Annotated in this window: 11 protein-coding genes; 4 read left to right on the top strand and 7 right to left on the bottom strand. The window is 72.5% G+C overall.

Features of this window, described 5'->3' with window-relative positions:
• Positions 1-60: 60 nt before the first annotated feature.
• Positions 61-459 (top strand): hypothetical protein, encoded by a 399-nt coding sequence (locus ACFYT4_RS19200; RefSeq protein ID WP_389269944.1) that lies wholly within the window; start codon positions 61-63, stop codon positions 457-459.
• Positions 456-1,367, top strand: coding sequence for a hypothetical protein (locus tag ACFYT4_RS19195; RefSeq protein WP_389269942.1), 912 nt, complete (start codon positions 456-458; stop codon positions 1,365-1,367). The genes ACFYT4_RS19200 and ACFYT4_RS19195 overlap by 4 nt, the downstream gene beginning before the upstream one ends.
• A 429-nt stretch (positions 1,368-1,796) precedes the next feature.
• On the opposite strand, the gene ACFYT4_RS19190 is transcribed toward ACFYT4_RS19195, so the two are convergent.
• Together ACFYT4_RS19190 and ACFYT4_RS19185 are read right to left on the bottom strand one after the other, a co-directional pair.
• Positions 1,797-2,936 (bottom strand): tetratricopeptide repeat protein, encoded by a 1,140-nt coding sequence (locus ACFYT4_RS19190; RefSeq protein WP_389269940.1) that lies wholly within the window; start codon positions 2,934-2,936, stop codon positions 1,797-1,799.
• 110 nt (positions 2,937-3,046) lie between these two features.
• Positions 3,047-3,769, bottom strand: a complete 723-nt coding sequence (locus ACFYT4_RS19185) for a leucine-rich repeat domain-containing protein (protein WP_389269938.1) — start codon at positions 3,767-3,769, stop codon at positions 3,047-3,049.
• A gap of 272 nt (positions 3,770-4,041) precedes the next feature.
• Between ACFYT4_RS19185 and ACFYT4_RS19180 the strand changes: the two genes are divergently transcribed.
• Positions 4,042-6,309, top strand: coding sequence for a HelD family protein (locus tag ACFYT4_RS19180; RefSeq protein WP_389270105.1), 2,268 nt, complete (start codon positions 4,042-4,044; stop codon positions 6,307-6,309).
• 134 nt (positions 6,310-6,443) lie between these two features.
• Here the strand turns inward: ACFYT4_RS19180 and glgB are convergent, their stop codons facing one another.
• The 5 genes from glgB to ACFYT4_RS19155 all read right to left on the bottom strand — a co-directional run bounded on the left by glgB (position 6,444) and on the right by ACFYT4_RS19155 (position 17,399).
• A complete protein-coding gene (gene glgB, locus ACFYT4_RS19175; RefSeq protein WP_389270103.1) occupies positions 6,444-8,654 on the bottom strand; it encodes a 1,4-alpha-glucan branching enzyme in 2,211 nt (736 codons plus the stop codon).
• Positions 8,655-9,223: 569 nt separating this feature from the next.
• Complete coding sequence (locus ACFYT4_RS19170; protein ID WP_389269936.1) at positions 9,224-10,669, bottom strand: maltokinase; 1,446 nt, start codon at positions 10,667-10,669, stop codon at positions 9,224-9,226.
• Between the two features lie 691 nt (positions 10,670-11,360).
• Positions 11,361-13,100, bottom strand: a complete 1,740-nt coding sequence (gene treS / locus ACFYT4_RS19165) for a maltose alpha-D-glucosyltransferase (protein ID WP_389269934.1) — start codon at positions 13,098-13,100, stop codon at positions 11,361-11,363.
• Entirely contained in the window at positions 13,097-15,085 is a 1,989-nt protein-coding gene (locus tag ACFYT4_RS19160) for an alpha-1,4-glucan--maltose-1-phosphate maltosyltransferase (protein ID WP_389269932.1), read from the bottom strand. Before ACFYT4_RS19160 ends, treS begins: the two co-directional genes overlap by 4 nt.
• Positions 15,086-16,469: 1,384 nt before the next feature.
• Positions 16,470-17,399 (bottom strand): SDR family oxidoreductase, encoded by a 930-nt coding sequence (locus ACFYT4_RS19155; protein ID WP_389269930.1) that lies wholly within the window; start codon positions 17,397-17,399, stop codon positions 16,470-16,472.
• Positions 17,400-17,516: 117 nt separating this feature from the next.
• On the opposite strand from ACFYT4_RS19155, the gene ACFYT4_RS19150 reads away from it, so the two are divergent.
• Entirely contained in the window at positions 17,517-18,482 is a 966-nt protein-coding gene (locus tag ACFYT4_RS19150) for an AraC family transcriptional regulator (protein WP_389269928.1), read from the top strand.
• Positions 18,483-18,546: the final 64 nt, after the last annotated feature.

Below are 18,546 nucleotides of genomic sequence, written 5' to 3'. Positions count from 1 at the left end.
AAACTGTCGCCACAGCACGTAGTTTGACGCCTGTCGGTGAATCAGGGGAGTGGTGCCCGCGTGGCCGTGGACGAGGTGGCGGAGAAACTGGCGCGGCTGTGCCCGCAGGCCGAGGGCGACTCACTCGCCGAGCACGCGCGGGCGTACGGGGCGGGCGAGGTGCTCGACCGGCTGACGGCGGCCGTCCGCGCGGGCCGGGACGGACCCGGACTCGCGGCGGATCTCCACGCGCTGGACGAGGCGTTCGCGCGTCACGGCATCGACGGGCTGACCACGGGCGCTCGCGGCTACGAGACCCCGAGGGGAGGCCGGGAGCATCCGGTGGTGACCGTATGGGCCTGCCCGGCGCCCCGGCCGTGCTCGCGGATGGTGCCGAGACAGGACGGCGAGCGGGACGGCGCCGGGCCGCCGTGCGCGCTGACGGGGCTGCGGCTGGTCTCCCGCCGGATCCACCTGTGAGCGTCGTCCTGGCGGAGCTGGGGCGCCAGGTGGCGGGCCGCTGGGCGGCCGTGCTGCTGCTCCCGGGCGCCTTCTACATCTGCGCGGCGGTGGTCGCCGCCGTGCTGGGGCACGGCCACGCTCTCGACCCGGGGCCGCTGCGGACCTGGCTCGACGCGGTCGCGGCGGCGCCCGCGGGCGGCCGGGCGGGGTCGGTGCTGATCGCCGCGGTCGCGTTCACCGCCGCGTCGGCCGCCGCCGGGATGGCGGCCGCGGGGGGCGAACTGCTGGTGGAGCGGCTGTGGTCCGCCTCGGGGCGGGAACCGCTGCTGCGCCGCTTCACCGCGGCCCGCAGGCGCCGGTGGGAGCGTGCCGAGGCCGAGGTGCGGGCGGCGCTGGCGGAGTTCGCCGCCTCGGGCGGCGCCCCGGCGGCAGCGGAGCGGCTGCGGACCGCGATCGCCCGCCGTGACGCCGTCTGCACGGTGCCCGCCGACCGGCCGACCTGGGCCGGTGACCGGCTGAACGCCGTCGACCAGCGGATCCACGACCGCTACCGCCTGGACCTGTCCGCCGCCTGGCCCCGGCTGTGGCTGGTGCTCCCGGAGACCGTACGCCCCGAACTCGTCGCCGCGCAGACGGCCTGCGCGTCCGCCGCGCGGCTCGTGGGCTGGGGCCTGCTGTATCTCCTGCTCGCGGTGTTCTGGTGGCCCGCCGCCCTGCTCGCGGTGGCGATGCTGCTCGCGGCCCGGCACCGCACCAGGCTGGCCATCGGGGTCTACGCCGACCTCGTGGAGTCGTCGGTCGACATGTTCGGGCGGGATCTGGTGCTCCAGCTGGGTGTCAACTGCCCCGGGCGGCTGACCCGGGAGATCGGCGAGGAGGCCAACTCGCTGCTGCGCAAGGACCGTACGGACCACTCCGGCGGCTGACGGCGGGGGCTTTTCCATTTTTTTGTGGCTCGGTTCTCCCCCAGACTCCGTCCGGGGGGACCCCCACCGGGGGCCTTCAGTGTGCGTCGACGGTCGACCGTGCTCGACCACTCGTTCCTCGCGGCCTCCGCGCGCTCTCCCTTTCGACACCCACGGCCCCCTTCGGCTCACTCGCCAGGCCCATGGGGTGAACGGAAGGGTGCGGGCTCCCTCCCCACGGCACCGGCACAATCCCACCCGCACCCCGCACCCCGCACCCGGTCCACCGCGGCACCGCACCCCCGTGCCTCGCCCACGTCGGCACCCACCCCGCACCCGTCCACCCCGGCACTCCCGTCCCGGCCCCCTCCACGCCCGGCACCCCCGTCCCGGCCCCTGGCCCACGCCCTGGCCCTCAACACCCGCGCCCCGCCACCGGCCGGACGCCCGTCACGCCTCGGTCCGGGTCGGTGCCGGGCGGCTGTCGATGCCCTCGATGCTGGAGACCGTCACATCGGGCGCACCGGGAAGCCGGACGGTGAACCCGGGCCCCTGGAGGAGGCCGCCCCGGCGTTCCAGCACGGTGACCCCGGGGATGGCCAGCACCAGCCGGTCGTGCCGCGTCTGGTCGCGACGCGACATCAGCCGCCGGTCGACCGTCAGCACCGGCGGAGCCGACAGCCGGGGCCGGTGCGGATGGTGGGCGAAGACCCGCACCCTCAGCCGCCCCTCGCCCAGCGCCCGCTCCGCGTCGGCGAAGTGCTCGGCCAGCGCGCCCGTGGCGTCGGCGACCGGGTCGGCGATCTCCCGTCCGTCCGTCGCCGGGTCGTACGGTTCCTCGACGTCCGCCGGACCCACGATGTCGCAGCCGACGGCCCACTCGGGGTCCAGCAGCCTGCGGCCCGTCCCGAGGTCCACCCGTGCCTTGTGGTGGGTGCCCAGCGTCAGTTCGGCGCCGTAGCGGGTGGCGGACATCGCCACCGGGATCATCCCCGTGTACCGCAGCTGCCGTGCGCAGCTGAGCAGCACCTTCGCGATGGGGAGAACCGGGTCCGTGCCCCGCAGCCCGGCGGCCTCCCGGTGCCGGCCGAGCCTGCGCAGTACGTCGGCGTGGTCGTCGCGGATCGCCGCCACATCGGGATGATCGGCGCCGAAGGCGTTCTCACAGGCGCCGACCAGCGCCGGGTACTGCTCCGCCGCCTCTTCCAGACGCCCCTGGAGCACCAGCGTGACGACGAGGTTGTTCGCGGCGTTCAGCGTCAGCGGATTCTCCGGGCCGACCGTCTGCGCCCGCGCCTGGTACACGGCCCCGAGCAGATCCACGGACTCGTCCAGCCGGCCCCGGTCCCTCAGCACGAGCGCCAGATTGTTCAGACAGGTGAGGGTGAACAGATGCCGCTGCCCGACGCTGCGGGCGAACCCCTCGTACGTCCGGCGGTACTGCTCCTCCGCCTCCCGGAGCCGCCCCGCCGCGTGCAGCTCGCCCGCCAGTTCGTGCCGGAAGGCGGCGGTCTCCAGCCCGTGCGCCCCGTGCCGCCGCTCCAGCCCCTCCAGTCGCTCCCACAGCTCGGCTTCCCCCGCGTCGGCCATCCCGGCTCCCTCGCCCCCGTGACTGAGCACCCGGCCGGCGCCGGGCCCTCGGCGGGTGTGTCACCCACACCCCTGTTACCCACAGCCCGCGCCGCGATGCGCGGCGCACCTCAGGTCAGCAGGACCACACAGCCGCGCCGTTCGAGGGTGTCCACCAGGCCGGGGGCGGGGTCGATGTCGTTCCAGCGGAGGTCGAGCTTCTCCAGCGACGGCATCGCGGTCAGCCAGTCGGGCAGGGTGCGCAGGCGGTTGCTCCGCAGGTCGAGGGTGCGCAGAAGCGGGAGTCCGGCGAGGGACGGCGGGATGTGGGTGAGGGCGTTCTCCCGGAGGTCGAGTTGGCGCAGCTCGGTCAGGCCGGTGACCGAGGCGGGCAGCCGTTCCAGCGCGTTGCCGCGCAGCCACAGCTCCCGGAGCCGGTGGAGGGAGCCGATCGACTCCGGCAGGGACGTCAGCCTGTTGTGCTGGGCGCGCAGTTCCACGAGGGACGCCATGTCGCCCACGGTGCCGGGGAGTTCGGTCAGCCCGTTCTCGCCGGCGTTGAGGTAGCGCAGGGCGGTCAGCCGGCCCAGTGAGCGGGGGAGTCCGGTCAGCCGGTTGTCGTGGAGATAGAGGAAGCCGCTGAGGTCCGTCAGCTCTCCGATCTCGCCGGGCAGGGCGTCGAGCGCGTTGTGCCCGAGATCGAGCGTGCGCAGCCGCCGCAGGCGACCGATGTCCGGCGGCAGGGTCGTCAGATCGTTGTCGGCGAGGATCAGCACCCGCAGGTCGGTCCGCCGCCAGACCGACGCGGGAACCGTCCCCAGCTTCCGGCGCCACAGGTTCAGTGTCCGCTCCATGGGAGCCGATGTTCTCAGGAAGCGGGCCCGGAAGGCGCCCGGATACCCGCAGGACGCCGGCGCACCGGCCTCGTCCACGGGCCCGTGCGCACCGGCCGGCCCGCGCGGGGGGACGCGCACAAAAATACCCCGGTCCGATATTGACGGCCGAGGTAATCGTCTGCGTATATTGGGTGTTTCCCTACCCGTTCAGTTGATGAGCATTTCCAGGGTACGGATAAAAGCACTGGTGACACCATATCGCGTCAGGAGCTGAATTGTCAACCGAGGAATTGCGGAACGAACAGCAATTCGTCTCCCTTCTCTACGGCCGCCTCGACGACCTCCGCGAGCAGGCCGAGGCCGGCGTGCGGACGTCGATTGCGCAGGTCGGCACCGGACTTCAGGCGAGAGTCGAGCGCGATGTGAGCACGGCCGAGCAATCCGCGCACCTGACCGCGCTGAATGCCGTGGACTCGGGGCTGTGTTTCGGCAGGCTCGACCTCCGGGACGGCATCCGCCATCACATCGGGCGCATCGGAATCCGCCGGGACGACGAGGAACTCACCCCGATGCTCATCGACTGGCGCGCCCCCGTGGCCCGGCCCTTTTATCTGGCGACCGGGTACGAACCCATGGGGCTGCGCCGCCGCCGGCACATCACCACCCGGGGGCGTACCGTCACCGCGCTCCACGACGAGATCCTCGATCTGGCGGACGGCACCCGCACCGGCTACGAGGACCCGGACGGCGACGCCGTGCTGCTCGCCGCGCTGGGGGCCGCGCGGACCGGGCGGATGGCGGACATCGTGCAGACCATCCAGGCCGAGCAGGACCGCATCATCCGCGCCCCGCGCCAGGGAATCCTCGTCGTCGAGGGCGGGCCGGGCACCGGGAAGACGGCCGTCGCGCTGCACCGTGCCGCGTATCTGCTGTACGCGCACCGGGAGCAGCTCGCCCGCCGGGCCGTACTGATCGTCGGACCGAACCCGGCGTTCCTCGGTTACATCGGCGAGGTGCTGCCCTCGCTCGGCGAGACCGGTGTGCTGCTCTCGACCATGGGGGAGCTGTTCCCCGGCGTGCACGCCACGGGCACCGACACGGTCCCGGCGGCCGAGGTCAAGGGCCGCGCCGCGATGGCCGAGGTGCTCGAACGGGTCGTACGCGATCGCCAGCGGCTCCCCGAGACCGTCCCCGAAGGCGACTACGAGGCCGAGGGCACCGTGCCCGAGCCGGCCCTGCTGATCGAGCACGAGGAGTACGGCACCCTCCGCCTCCACCGCGAGATGGCGTACGAGGCCCGCGACCGGGCCCGTGCCACCGCGCTGCCGCACAACCTCGCCCGGCCGCACTTCGCCTTCCGGATCATCGACGCGCTCACCGAGCAGCTCGCGGACCGGCTGGGCGCCGACCCCTACGGCGGGCCGAGCCTCCTCGGGCCCGACGACGTCGCCCAGCTCGGCAAGGAGATCGCCACCAGCGCCGAGGTCCACGCGGCGATCGACGAACTGTGGCCCCCGCTCACCGCCGAGCAGCTGGTCTCCGGCTTCCTCGCCGAGCCGGAGCCGTATCTGCCGCACTCCGACGCCCTGTGGATCCGGCGCACGGAAGGGCCCTGGACCCCCGCCGACGTGCCCCTCCTCGACGAGGCCGCCGAACTCCTCGGCGTCGACGACAGCGCCGAACGCGCCGCCGCCGAGGCCGACCGGCAGCACCGGATCGCCTACGCCCAGGGTGTGCTCGACCTCTCCCAGGGCTCCAAGACCTACGAGTTCGAGGACGAGGAGTCCGAAGTCCTCGCCGCCCACGACATCATCGACGCCGAGCGGATGGCCGAACGCCACGAGGAGGCCGACCACCGCAGCGCCGCCGAACGCGCCGCCGCCGACCGGACCTGGGCCTTCGGGCACATCATCGTCGACGAGGCCCAGGAGCTGTCCCCGATGGCATGGCGGCTGCTGATGCGCCGCTGCCCCACCCGCTCGATGACCCTGGTCGGCGACCCGGCGCAGACGGCGGACGAGTCCGGCGCGGGGTCCTGGCAGCAGATCCTCGGGCCGTACGCCGGCGACCGGTGGACCCTCGCCCGGCTCGGCGTCAACTACCGTACGCCCGCCGAGATCATGGACCTCGCGGCCGCCGCGCGCCGGGAGTCGTACCCCGGCTTCGAGCCGCCGCGCTCGGTGCGCTCCACCGGAGTCGGGCCCTGGTACGAACGCGCCCCCGGGGACGGACTCGACGCCGTGGTCCGGGCGGCCGTCGCCCGCGAGACGCCCCGCGAGGGACGGCTCGCCGTCATCGTGCCGAACGAACTCCAGTGGGAACTGCCCAGCCTGTGGAACCTCAAGCCGGTCGACCTCACCCACAACGTCGTGCTGCTCACCCCGCGCGAGGCCAAGGGCCTGGAATTCGACTCGGTCATCGTCGTCGAGCCGGCCCTCTTCGGGGCCAGCGACCTGTACGTCGCCATGACCCGGGCGACCCAGCGCCTCGGCATCATCCACATGACGGAGCTTCCGCCGGTGCTCCGGCCGGACGAGCACCGTCAGGTCCCCGTCTGACCGCGCCGGCGGCCACCACCGCCGAGCGGGTGTGCGCCACCGGGCGATGACACAAAGGATCCGCGTCCCCCTCGGACGCTGCCGGTGAACGGTACCGTCCGAGGGGATCGCCCGTCAGCGCGGAGAGCCCGCCCTCACACCGGCCGCAGCCACACCGTCGCCAGGGGCGGCAGCGTGAGGCAGACGCTCGAACCGCGGCCGTGCGAGGGCGTCGGATCCGGCTGCACCGGACCGTCGTTGAGCACGTCCCCGCCGCCGTACCGCGCCGCGTCCGTGTTCAGGACCTCCGACCACACGGGGATCCACTCCGGCACACCCAGCCGGTAGCCCTCGCGTACGACCGGCGAGAAGTTGCTCACCGACAGCAGGGGGGTGCGGGAGGCGTCGAAGCGCAGAAAGGCGAAGACGTTGTCCTCCGCCGCGCCGCCGTCCACCCAGGCGAAGCCCTCGGGGTCCGTGTCGCGCTCCCAGAGCGCCGGGGTCCCGCCGTACACCGTGTTGAGGTCGTGGACCAGCTGCCGCACACCCCGGTGGTCCGGCTCGGCCGCGTACGACGGATCCAGCAGCCACCAGTCCGGGCCGTGCGCCTCCGACCACTCCGCGCCCTGGGCGAACTCCTGCCCCATGAACAGGAGCTGCTTGCCCGGGTGCGCCCACATGAAGCCGAGATACGCGCGGTGGTTGGCCCGCTGCTGCCACCAGTCGCCCGGCATCTTGCTCACCAGGGAACGCTTGCCGTGCACGACCTCGTCGTGGGAGATCGGCAGGATGTAGTTCTCGCTGTACGCGTACACCATCGAGAACGTCATCTCGTTGTGGTGGAACCTGCGGTGCACCGGCTCGTGCTCCACATAACCGAGCGAGTCGTGCATCCAGCCCATGTTCCACTTCAGCCCGAAGCCGAGACCGCCGAAGCCGCCCGCCCCCACCTCGTGGGTGGCGCGGGTGACCCCGTCCCAGGCCGTGGACTCCTCGGCGATGGTGACCACACCCGGGCAGCGCCGGTACACCGTCGCGTTCATCTCCTGGAGGAAGGCGACCGCGTCCAGGTTCTCCCGGCCGCCGCGCGCGTTCGGCGTCCACTCGCCGTGCTCGCGGGAGTAGTCGAGGTAGAGCATCGAGGCGACCGCGTCCACCCGCAGCCCGTCGATGTGGAACTGCTCGCACCAGTACGCCGCGTTGGCGACCAGGAAGTTGCGGACCTCCTTGCGGCCGTAGTCGAACTCCAGCGTGCCCCAGTCCGGGTGGGCCGCCCGCGACGGGTCCTCGGGCTCGTACAGCGGGCGGCCGTCGAACTGGGCGAGTGCCCAGTCGTCGCGCGGGAAGTGCGCGGGCACCCAGTCCATGATCACGCCGATGCCCGCCCGGTGCAGCGCGTCGATCAGATACCGGAAGTCGTCGGGGGTGCCCATCCGGGAGGTCGGCGCGTAGAAGCCGGTGACCTGATAGCCCCACGAGCCGCCGAAGGGATGCTCGGCGAGCGGCATCAGCTCGACATGGGTGAAGCCCAGGTCCTTGACGTACGCGGGCAGTTGGAGCGCGAGCTCGCGGTAGGTCAGTCCGGGGCGCCAGGACGGGAGGTGGACCTCGTAGACGGAGAAGGGCGCCTGGTGGGCCGGGCGGTCGCCGCGGTGCGCCATCCACTCCTCGTCCCGCCACACGTACCGTGACTCGGTCACGATCGACGCGTTCGCGGGCGGTACCTCGGCGCGCCGGGCCATCGGGTCGGCGCGCACGGTGAGCGAACCGTCGGGACGCATGATCTGGAACTTGTAGAGGGACCCGTCGCCGACTCCCGGGACGAACAGCTCCCACACACCCGACGAGCCCAGCGACCGCATGGGGAAGCCGGTGCCGTCCCAGTGGTTGAAGCCGCCGGTGATCCGCACCCCGCGCGCGTTCGGCGCCCAGACCGTGAACCGGGTGCCGGTGACGCCCTGATGGGTCATCACGTGTGCGCCCAGCGCCCGCCACAGCTCCTCGTGGCGGCCCTCGCCGATCAGATGCAGATCGAGCTCGCCGAGCGCGGGCAGAAAGCGGTACGGATCGTGGGTCTCGACCTCGTGGGCGCCTTCGCCGTTCTCGCCGTCATAGGCCACCAGCAGCCGGTAGTCGGGGGCCGTGCGCATCGGCAGCACGCCCGAGAACAGGCCGTCGCCATCCTCGTGCAGCTCGGCGCGCAGCCCCTTCGCGAGCACGGTCACGGAACGGGCGTACGGGCGCAGCACCCGCAGCTCCACCCCGCTGCGGCACAGGTGTGCGCCGAGCAGCGCGTGCGGGTCGTGGTGGCCGCCCGACAGCAGCCGCCCGCGCTCGTCGTGCGTGAGGGGCGGGGCCGTCAGCACACCGTGGCCGGGCCCGGGCTTCGTCCCGCGGGGCTTCGGGGCGGCGTCCCCGCGGACCGCAGCCCTCCGGGTGCCGGATGCGGGATCGGACACCGGGCCGGGGACGGGATCGGGCCGCCTCCCGGACGCCGGGACCGGCCGTCCGCCGGACGCCGCCGTGTGCCGCCGGCCGGAGACCGGCGCGGAGTGCTGGGGCGGGGCATGGCGGGACGCCTGGGGGGTCCCCGGTGCGGACCGTACGGCCGACCTCGGGGTCGTGTCCTGCGCGGGTGCGTCGGAGTCGGAGGAGTCACGGTACGGGGGTCGGGCGGCGGTCACGGGGAAGTGCCTCCTTCGGAGAGGGTGGGGGGTAGGGTCCGGCCTCGCGGTCCGCCCCGGGGGGCGGGGGTTTCCGGGTGCCGGTGTGGTCCGCGCCGGGCGTCGGCGTGTGCGTCGGTGCCGGTGGCGGGTGTCCGCGCCGGGTGCCGGTGCACGGGTCGGTGGCTGTGTCCGTGTCCGTGCCGGGGATCGCGCCGGGTTGTCCGGCCCGGCACCGCACCCCTGTTCCGGCCCGGTCCACGGGACGGCGGTCAGTCACGGGCCGCGAGGCGGTCGATCGCCGCCATGGGGACCGCCAGCCAGTCGGGGCGGTGCCGGGCCTCGTACACGACCTCGTACACCGCCTTGTCGGTCTCGTAGGCGCGCAGCAGCTCGGGCTCCGCGCGCGGATCGTCGCCGGACGCCTCCGCGTATCCCGCGCAGTACGCGGACCGGCAGCTCTCCGCCCAGGCGGGGTTCCAGGGGCGGTGGGTGCGGGCCGCGTAGTCGAACGAGCGGAGTATCCCGGCGATGTCGCGCACCGGCGGCTGGGGCCTGCGGCGCTCGTCGAGCGGGCGCGCCGGCTCGCCCTCGAAGTCGATGACCGACCAGCCGCCGTCGCGCCGGGAGCCGTGGGCGGGATCCGCGTACAGCGTCTGGCCCAGATGCAGATCGCCGTGGACCCGCTGGGCCCGCCAGGCCCGGCCTCCGCGCCCCTCCCGCCCCAGCGCGTCGAGCGCGTCGAAGGCGGTGCGCAGCCGGGGCACGTACGACAGCAGCGCGGGCACCGCCTGCGCGGCCTCGTCGAGCCGTCGCCGCATCGCCGCCGCGAGATGCTCGGTCTGGGCCCGGCCCAGCGTCACCGTGGGCAGTTCGGCGGCCAGCGCGGTGTGCACCTCGGCCGTCACCCGGCCGAGCGCCCGGGCCTCGTCGGTGAACGGCCGCCCGCCCGCGAGCGCGTCCAGCGCGAGCCGCCAGCCGTCCCGCGAGCCGCGCAGGAAGGGCTGGAGGACGCCGAGGGTGTACGGGCGGGGCGCGGTCGACTCGTACCAGGCGACCGGCACGGGGACCCGTTCGCACCCGGCGCGGGCGAGCGCCAGCGGCAGTTCCAGATCGGGGTTGGGGCCCGGCTGGACCCGCCGCAGGACCTTGAGGATGTACGCGTCCCCGTACACGAGCGAGGAGTTGGACTGCTCGGCGTCCAGCGGCCTCGCGGTGAGTCCGCCGGGGACGGCGGAGGCCCCCTCGAACCGGTCGAAGCGCAGGGGCCCGAGCGTGCCCGGCGTGCGCAGCCGCTCCAGGAGCAGCTCCGCGAGCCGGGGGTCGCGCAGGCCCTCGTAGACCGTCCGTCCCGCGAGCGGGCCGCGGGCCGGACGGCCGATGAGGGCGGGGGCGAGATGGGGCGGCAGTGTCTCGCGTACTCCGAGGAGGAGTTGGTAGCAGTCCTCGCCGGAGTCGGCGAAGTCGGCCGGATCGCGTGGGGTCTTTGCCCGGAGCCCCGGCCGCTGTTCCACGTCCACCAGCAGGTGCAGCAGCCCCGGGCCGGTGCCGGTCACGGGCAGAAGCTCGGTCGCGGAGACGAGCGAGAAGCCGGTGACGGGCCGGCCCTTCCCGGCGAACCAGCGCTGGCGTGGCAGCCAGGCGTGCAGGAGTGGCGCGAGGGACGGGAGGAGCGGGATACGGGCGAGGGGAGTCCGGGTGGAAGCAGCCTCCGACATGGCATCGCGTCCTTTCCCCGAGATACACCCTAAATGACGCCGAATGCGCAGAGTGTCCCGGATCATGGCATTGACTGTCCGGCGGCGCGCGGGGATGGCAAAGAGAGTGCCCGGTGCGAGGCGGTGGAAACGCGTTTGGAGGTATGGGGCGGGCGCCTGGTACGCGGATGAGCCCAGGCGCCGGACGCGTCCGTGCTTCAAGGGCGCTGCTCGTGTGTCGGTGGCGCTTCCCGTGTGTCGGTGGCGCCCGTGCTTCAGAGGCGCTGCCGGTGTGTCGGCGGCGCCCGTGTGTCGGCGGCGCTGCACCCGAACCCCCGCGCCCCGAACGCCGGCCGGGACGATTCCGCGTGTCCCCGCCTTTCGTGGGCGGAGCCCGGCCCCCGGGTGCCGGGGCCGCGAACCCCCGCCAGGGCCCGGTGCGCCACGGCATGGTCGCGCGGCCCCGCCCGCCGCCGCCGCGGCGCGGCCGGTGGACCCGGCGGCGCTGCCCGCGGCCGGTCCCGGCACGGCGCCCCACGGTGGAGCCGGGCCCCGGAAGGCAGGGCCAACCCACCAGAGGCCGGGCCCGGCACGGGCGGTACGGATCGGCCCCACCGGCACCGGGGAAGCCGGGGGCGGGGCTCAAGCCCCGGGGGAGGGGCCGCACCCGGGGCGGCGGTGCGGGGCCTCCCCCCGGGGTAACGGCGTGGCGTCAGAGCGGCGGGGGCACCGCAGCGGCCGTCCCGGCGGGGGCTGCCGGGTCCTTCCGGAGGCGGAACCAGTAGAAGCCGTGACCGGCCAGGGTCAGCAGATACGGCCACTGCCCCACCGCCGGGAACCGCACCCCGCCGATCAGTTCGACCGGCCGCCGCCCGGTGAACTCCCGCAGATCCAGCTCGGTGGGCTGGGCGAACCGCGAGAAGTTGTGGACGCAGAGCACCAGATCGTCCTTGTACTCGCGGGTGAACGCGAGCACCGCGGGGTTCGTGGACGCCAGTTCGGTGTACGAGCCCAGTCCGAAGGCGGGATTCTGCTTGCGGATCTCGATCATCCGCCGGGTCCAGTGCAGCAGCGACGAGGGGCTGCTCATCGACGCCTCGACATTGGTGACCTGGTAGCCGTAGACCGGGTCCATGATGGTCGGCAGATAGAGCCGCCCGGGGTCGCAGGAGGAGAATCCCGCGTTCCGGTCGGGGGTCCACTGCATCGGCGTCCGCACCGCGTCCCGGTCGCCGAGCCAGATGTTGTCGCCCATGCCGATCTCGTCGCCGTAGTACAGGATCGGCGAGCCGGGCAGGGACAGCAGCAGCGCGGTGAACAGCTCGATCTGGTTGCGGTCGTTGTCCAGCAGCGGGGCGAGCCGCCGGCGGATGCCGATGTTGGCCCGCATACGCGGGTCCTTGGCGTACTCCGCGTACATGTAGTCGCGCTCTTCGTCGGTGACCATTTCGAGGGTCAGCTCGTCGTGGTTGCGCAGGAAGATGCCCCACTGGCAGCTCGTGGGGATCGCCGGGGTCTTGGCGAGGATTTCCGAGACCGGGTAGCGGGACTCGCGCCGTACGGCCATGAAGATCCGCGGCATCACGGGGAAGTGGAACGCCATATGACACTCGTCGCCGCCCTCGGCGTAGTCGCCGAAGTAGTCGACGACGTCCTCGGGCCACTGGTTGGCCTCGGCGAGGAGCACGGTGTCGGGGTAGTGCGCGTCGATCTCCTTGCGCACCCGCTTGAGGAAGGAGTGGGTGCGCGGGAGGTTCTCGCAGTTGGTGCCCTCCTCCTGGTACAGATACGGCACCGCGTCCAGCCGGAAGCCGTCGATGCCCAGGTCCAGCCAGAAGCGCAGCGCGGAGACGATCTCCTCCTGCACGGCTGGGTTGTCGTAGTTGAGGTCGGGCTGGTGCGAGAAGAAGCGGTGCCAGTAGTACTGCTTGCGCACCGGGTCGAAGGTCCAGTTGGACGTCTCGGTGTCGACGAAGATGATCCGCGCGTCCGGGAACTGCTTGTCGTCGTCGGCCCAGACGTAGTAGTCGCCGTACGGCCCGTCGGGGTTGCTGCGGGACTGCTGGAACCACTCGTGCTGATCGCTCGTGTGGTTCATGACGAAGTCGATGATGACGCGCATACCGCGCTGGTGCGCGGCGTCGACGAACTCCACGAAGTCGGCGAGATCGCCGAACTCCGGCAGTACGGAGGTGTAGTCGGCCACGTCGTAACCGCCGTCCCGCAGAGGGGACTTGAAGAACGGTGGCAGCCAGAGGCAGTCGACCCCCAGCCACTGGAGGTAGTCGAGCTTGGCGGTGATGCCCTTGAGGTCGCCGACGCCGTCTCCGTTGCTGTCCTGGAAGGACCGCACCAGGACTTCGTAGAAGACGGCCCGCTTGAACCAGTCGGGATCGCGGTCCCTCGCGGGGGTGTCCTCGAACAGGTCGTGGACGGGCTCGTTGACGATCATGATGTGGGTGACCCTCCGATCGGCGGGGACGGTCGCAGAACGACGATGTGCGCGGGCGTACGGCCCGGCTCTAGGCGCACATAGGCCGCTCTGCCCCAGTGATAGGTCTCGCCGGTGAGCTGATCGCGCACCGGGGCGGTCTCGTGCCACGCGTGGCCGAGTCGCGGCATGTCCAACGAGACCGTCGCCTCCTGGGTGTGGTGGGGGTCGAGGTTGGCGACGACAAGAACCGTGTTCGAGCCGGAACGTTTCGAGTACGCGATGACCGCGTCGTTGTCGGTGTGGTGGAAGTGGATGTCCCGCAGCTGCTGGAGCGCGGGGTTGTGGCGGCGGATGCGGTTGAGCGCGGTGATCAGGGGGGCGATGGTGCGGCCCTCGCGCTCGGCGGACTCCCAGTCGCGGGGGCGCAGTTGGTACTTCTCGGAGTGCAGGTACTCCTCGCTGCCCTCGCCCGCCGCCGTGTTCTCGCACAGTTCGAAGCCCGCGTACACGCCCCAGGACGGTGAGAGGGTCGCCGCCAGCACGGCGCGCACCTCGAACGCGGGACGGCCGCCGCACTGGAGATAGGCGTGCAGGATGTCCGGGGTGTTCACGAAGAGGTTGGGACGCATGTACGAGGCCGTCTCGCCGGACAGCTCGGTCAGATACTCCGTCAGCTCGTGCTTGGTGGTGCGCCAGGTGAAGTAGGTGTACGACTGCTGGAAGCCGACCGCCGCGAGGGCGCGCATCATCGCCGGCCGGGTGAACGCCTCGGCCAGGAAGATCACATCCGGGTCGGTGCGGCCGATGTCCGCGATCACCTGCTCCCAGAAGACGACGGGCTTCGTGTGGGGGTTGTCCACGCGGAAGATCCGGACACCGTGGTCCATCCAGAAACGCAGCACCCGCAGCGTTTCCCGGACCAGTCCGCTCATGTCCTGGTCGAACGCGATCGGATAGATGTCCTGGTACTTCTTCGGCGGGTTCTCGGCGTACGCGATGCTCCCGTCGGCGCGGTGGCTGAACCACTCGGGGTGCTCGGTCACCCAGGGGTGGTCCGGTGAGCACTGGAGCGCGAAGTCGAGGGCGACCTCCAGCCGCAGGGCGCGGGCCGTCTCCACGAAGTGGGCGAAGTCCTCGAAGCCGCCGAGGTCCGGGTGGAGCGCGTCGTGCCCGCCGTCGGGGGAGCCGATGGCCCACGGCACCCCGACGTCGTGGGGGCCCGGGGTGAGACTGTTGCCGGGGCCCTTGCGGTGGGTGGTGCCGATGGGGTGCACGGGTGGCAGATACACCACGTCGAAGCCCATCGCCGCGACCGCGGGCAGCCGCTCGGCGGCGGTGCGGAACGTACCGGAGACGGGCGGCCGGCCCTCCTCCACGACCGCGCCCTCGGAGCGCGGGAACAGCTCGTACCAGGAGCCGTACAGGGCGCGGCGGCGCTCCACGAGCAGCGGCAACGGGCGTGAGATCGTGACCAGTTCACGCAGTGGATGCCGGCCGAGCACGGCGGAGACCTCGGCGGTCAGCGCCTCGGCGAGCCGGGCCCCGGGGGACAGGGCGTCGTCGCGCAGCGCGTCCACGACGGCGAGTACGGCCTCCCTGCCGTCGTTCTTGGGCACGGAGTCCGCGGCGCGCTCGTACAGCCGTGCGCCCTCCTCCAGGACGAGCGCGGTGTCGATGCCGGCCGGGATCTTGATCTCGGCCTGGTGGAGCCAGGCGGCGACCGGGTCGCCCCATGCCTCCACCGCGTAGGTCCACCCCCCCTCGGCGTCCGGCGTGATCTCGGCGCCCCACCGGTCCGTGCCGGGAGCGAGCTCCCGCATCGGGGTCCAGGGGCCGGAGTGGCCGTTCGGGTCGCGCAGGACGACGTTCGCGGCGACGGCGTCATGCCCTTCACGGAAGACGGTGGCGCTGACCTGGAAGGTCTCGCCGACCACCGCTTTTGCGGGCCTCCTCCCGCAGTCGACTTGGGGACTGACGTCCAGGACGGGGATGCGACCGATCATGGGTTCACCTGAGGGCTGTGCGGGCAGGGCAGGTTGAGATGTATGTGTTGTTTTACCGTTTTTGTTGAAGATTTCTGGTATTTGTAACTGCTCGGTCGACGACTGACGTGCTGGGGGCATGGCCGCTCCTGTCCGCGTTCACTCGGTGGGCGGAAAGAACTGGGCGGATGACGGTCGACGAGGGGGTCTGCCAGGGGTCGTGCCCGGCGCGCGCCACGACGCTCACGCGATGCGCACCGGTCGCTCGGGTACGCGTACCGGTTGAGCCTTCCCGCGTCCGCGGGGAGGGCAACCCGGTGTCCCGCTTCCTATCGCCCCCCGACCGGGCGCACAAGGTGGCACGGGGGTGCGGGAGCGGCGCGAAGGGGACCGGGCGACTGGGCCACGGGTGCGCCGGTGTGCGCGGTGTGCGGGGTGCCGGCGGGTGCCCGTCCCGGGCCGGTTTCTGCGCGGCGGCCGTGCGGGCCCGGTTTCTGCGCGGCGGGCGTGCGGGGTTCGGGTGTCCCGGCGGGCTGGCCCGGGCCCGCGCGAGGCTCGGGTGTCCCGCCGGGCGCCCTCTTGGTGTCGCCGCCCCTCACGGTGCGGCCGTCCGGCTGGGGCTCTGCCCCAGACCCCGCGCCTCAATCGCCGGCGGGGCTGGTGGTTTCGGTTCCGCCCTCTGGAGGGCAGGGGTCTGCACCGCCTGATGGGGCTGGTGGGTTTGGTTCCGTCCGGGGGAGGGCGGGGCTTTCGTTGCCTGGCGGGGTTGGTTGGTAGAGCTACCCCGACCGTTGGCGGGCGCCTTTACCGCCCGGTGGGGCTGGTGGGTTCGGTTCCGTCTGCGGGAGGGCGGGTCGCCTTGCCGGGGCGGTGGGTTCGGTTCCGCGTTTCGGAGAGCGGGGCCGCCATCGCCTGGCGGGCTGGTTGGCAGGGCTGCGCCGACCGGTGGCGGCGGGGGCGTTGCGCCTTCGTCGTGTGCGGGGTTGGTGCCGTCCCGGCCGTGTCGCGGGGGTCGGCAAACTCAGCCTCGCCGGCGATTGAGGCGCGGGGTCCGGGGCAGAGCCCCGGTGGGTGCGGTGGGGCAGCGTGCCCCCTCGCCCGGGCGTGAGGCGTTCCGGTGTCCGGAGGCCGGCGCGGCGATCCCGTCCCGCCGGCATGGAGACCTCTGGTGTCCACCAGGCTCGCCGCCGACCGCGGACGGCAGGTGCACAGCGTGCCCCGCCGGTACGCGGAGGACTTCGGTGTCCGCCGGGGCGGGGCCGTGTCGCGGGGGTCGGCGAACTCAGCCTCGCCGGCGATTCAGGCGCAGGGGCCCGAGGCGCGGCGCCCCGGCGCGAGCGGCGGCGTCAGGCGGGGGCGAGTTCCCAGCTCGGCTCGCCCGGGAGGACCCCCGCCGGAAGCAGGCTCACGCCTCCGCCTCCGTCCACATCCGCCACGGCTGCCGCGCCACCCACTCCTCGACGGACGCGGGCTTCACCGACAGCGCCGTCGCGGACGCTCCGTCGTCGCCCGCCATCAGCTCCGGCTCCACGCCGCTGGCCATGTAGTGGTAGACGCCGGACACGCCGGACGCCGACTCCGCACCCAGGAACTGCGCGAGCCCCTGCTCGAACACCGAGGGCTCCAGCGGCACGTACCGCACCGGGCGCCCGAGGCCCTGGGCGAAGCACTCCGCCAGCTCCGCCCCCGTCACCGTCCGCGAGCCGCCGATGCCGAAGACACGCCCGGCGATGCCGTCCACGGTGAGCGCAGCGAAGACCGCCTCCGCGAGGTCGAGGTGCGAGATCCACGCCGTCGGCGTGTCGGCGGGCAGCGGATAGGCGAGGACGCCCTCGTGCACCAGGGCCGGGCCGTTCCACGGACTGAACAAATTGTCCAGATAGACCGCGGGCCGAATGACCACGAGCTCCACGCCGCTGCGCGCCAGACTCTCCCGGAACACCGTCTCCGCCAGTCGGCGGGTCTCGAACGCGACGACATTGGTGGTCCGGTCGGGGATCCGCGTATTGGTGTTGTAGACGAGCCGCCGTACGCCGGACTCACGCGCCGCCTCGGCGATGTGCTGCGCGTAACGCATGACCTTCTCCGCCTGATATACCAGCGGCATCACGACCGCCGCGTGGGTCGCGCCCTCGAACAGCTGCCGTACATCCTCGTAACGCCCCAGGTCACCACTGCCGAAGGTGACTCCGGGCAGCTCCGGCCGGTCCGCCTCGGGCCTGCGGCTGAGCGTACGGACCTGATGTCCCCGTTCGACGAGCAGCCGTGCCGCGGCACCTCCCTGGAAGCCCGTCGCCCCCACGACGGCCACGCGCATCGGAATGTGATCGGACATGAGTCTGATGAGCCCTTCGATAGGGTGTCTTCGTTGCCGTGTACGGCCCTACCAGGCTGGCGGCGGCGGCTTCGGCCGATCAATTAACAAACCGGGTCGGAGGTTGAAGGATCGTCCATGGACTCCGTTGAGACTGCTGCGACCGAAGGCGACGACCTCCTCAGCGAACTGCTGAAGCCCCTGCGCCTCACCGGGGTGTTCGACAGCCGCTGGCATGTGCGTGCCCCATGGGCCATCGAGGGCGACGCGGAAGAGAGCTGCGCCGTCCTGCACTTCATCACCCAGGGCGGCTGCTGGATCACCGCGGACGGCCGCACCCCGTTCCAGTTGCACGCCGGTGACCTGGCGGTTTTCCCCACCGGGCTCGCTCACCGGCTGTCGGACCACCCCGAGCGCCGGGGCGGTGTCGCGCTCGGCACGATGCTGCCCGAGCGGGAGCCCGGCACGTCCGGGGAGATCCGGATCGAGGGCGACGGACCGGTGAGTCGGCTGCTGTGCGCGGGCCTGCACTACGACGCGTCCGCCGCCACGGGTCTCTACCAGGCCCTTCCCTGGGCCCTGGTCCTCGACTGCTCCCAGGTCGACCAGGAGCCGCTGCTGCGCGACACGCTGAGGCTGCTCGCCACCACCGACCGCCCCGTGGGCCCGGGCGACCGGCTGGTCACGCTGCGTGCCTTCGAGATGGCGCTCGTCCTGGCCCTGCGTCCGCTGCTGCGCGAGCTGGCGGACAACCCCTCGTCCCTGCCCGTGCTGCGGCACCCCGGAATCAGCAAGGCGATGGTGATCATCGCCACCCGGTTCGCGGAGCCCTGGACGATCGAGTCGCTCGCCAGAGAGGTCGGTATGTCCCGTTCCGCCTTCACCGCGGCCTTCCGTGAGCTGGTCGGCGAGGCGCCCGCGCGCCATCTCGCCGGACGGCGGATGCAGGAGGCCGCCCGGTTGCTCGGCGAGACGTCGATCCCGCAGTCCGCGGTACCCCAGCGAGTCGGCTACCAGAGTTCGGTCGGATTTCATCTGGCGTTCAGGAAGTGGTACGGGATGACTCCCGGGGAGTATCGGGCAGGACGTCCCTCAGCTGCATGACTGGCCGGTTCTTAATCACCGCTGGACGGTCGTTCATTGCCCCGTGTCCGTAGCGGGAGCGAGG

Origin of the sequence: Streptomyces sp. NPDC004609, assembly GCF_042873655.1 — a bacterium.
In the GTDB taxonomy this organism is placed as follows: Bacteria; Actinomycetota; Actinomycetes; order Streptomycetales; family Streptomycetaceae; genus Streptomyces.
This window is presented reverse-complemented; position numbering and strand designations above follow the sequence as displayed.

Bases quoted from the DNA above. Each gene is read 5' to 3' on its own strand.
- ACFYT4_RS19190 (WP_389269940.1), bottom strand. From the start codon at position 2,936: ATGGCCGACGCGGGGGAAGCCGAGCTGTGGGAGCGACTGGAGGGGCTG.
- ACFYT4_RS19185 (WP_389269938.1), bottom strand. From the start codon at position 3,769: ATGGAGCGGACACTGAACCTGTGGCGCCGGAAGCTGGGGACGGTTCCC.
- ACFYT4_RS19160 (WP_389269932.1), bottom strand. From the start codon at position 15,085: ATGATCGGTCGCATCCCCGTCCTGGACGTCAGTCCCCAAGTCGACTGC.
- ACFYT4_RS19150 (WP_389269928.1), top strand. From the start codon at position 17,517: ATGGACTCCGTTGAGACTGCTGCGACCGAAGGCGACGACCTCCTCAGC.
- treS (WP_389269934.1), bottom strand. From the start codon at position 13,100: ATGATCGTCAACGAGCCCGTCCACGACCTGTTCGAGGACACCCCCGCG.
- ACFYT4_RS19170 (WP_389269936.1), bottom strand. From the start codon at position 10,669: ATGTCGGAGGCTGCTTCCACCCGGACTCCCCTCGCCCGTATCCCGCTC.
- ACFYT4_RS19155 (WP_389269930.1), bottom strand. From the start codon at position 17,399: ATGTCCGATCACATTCCGATGCGCGTGGCCGTCGTGGGGGCGACGGGC.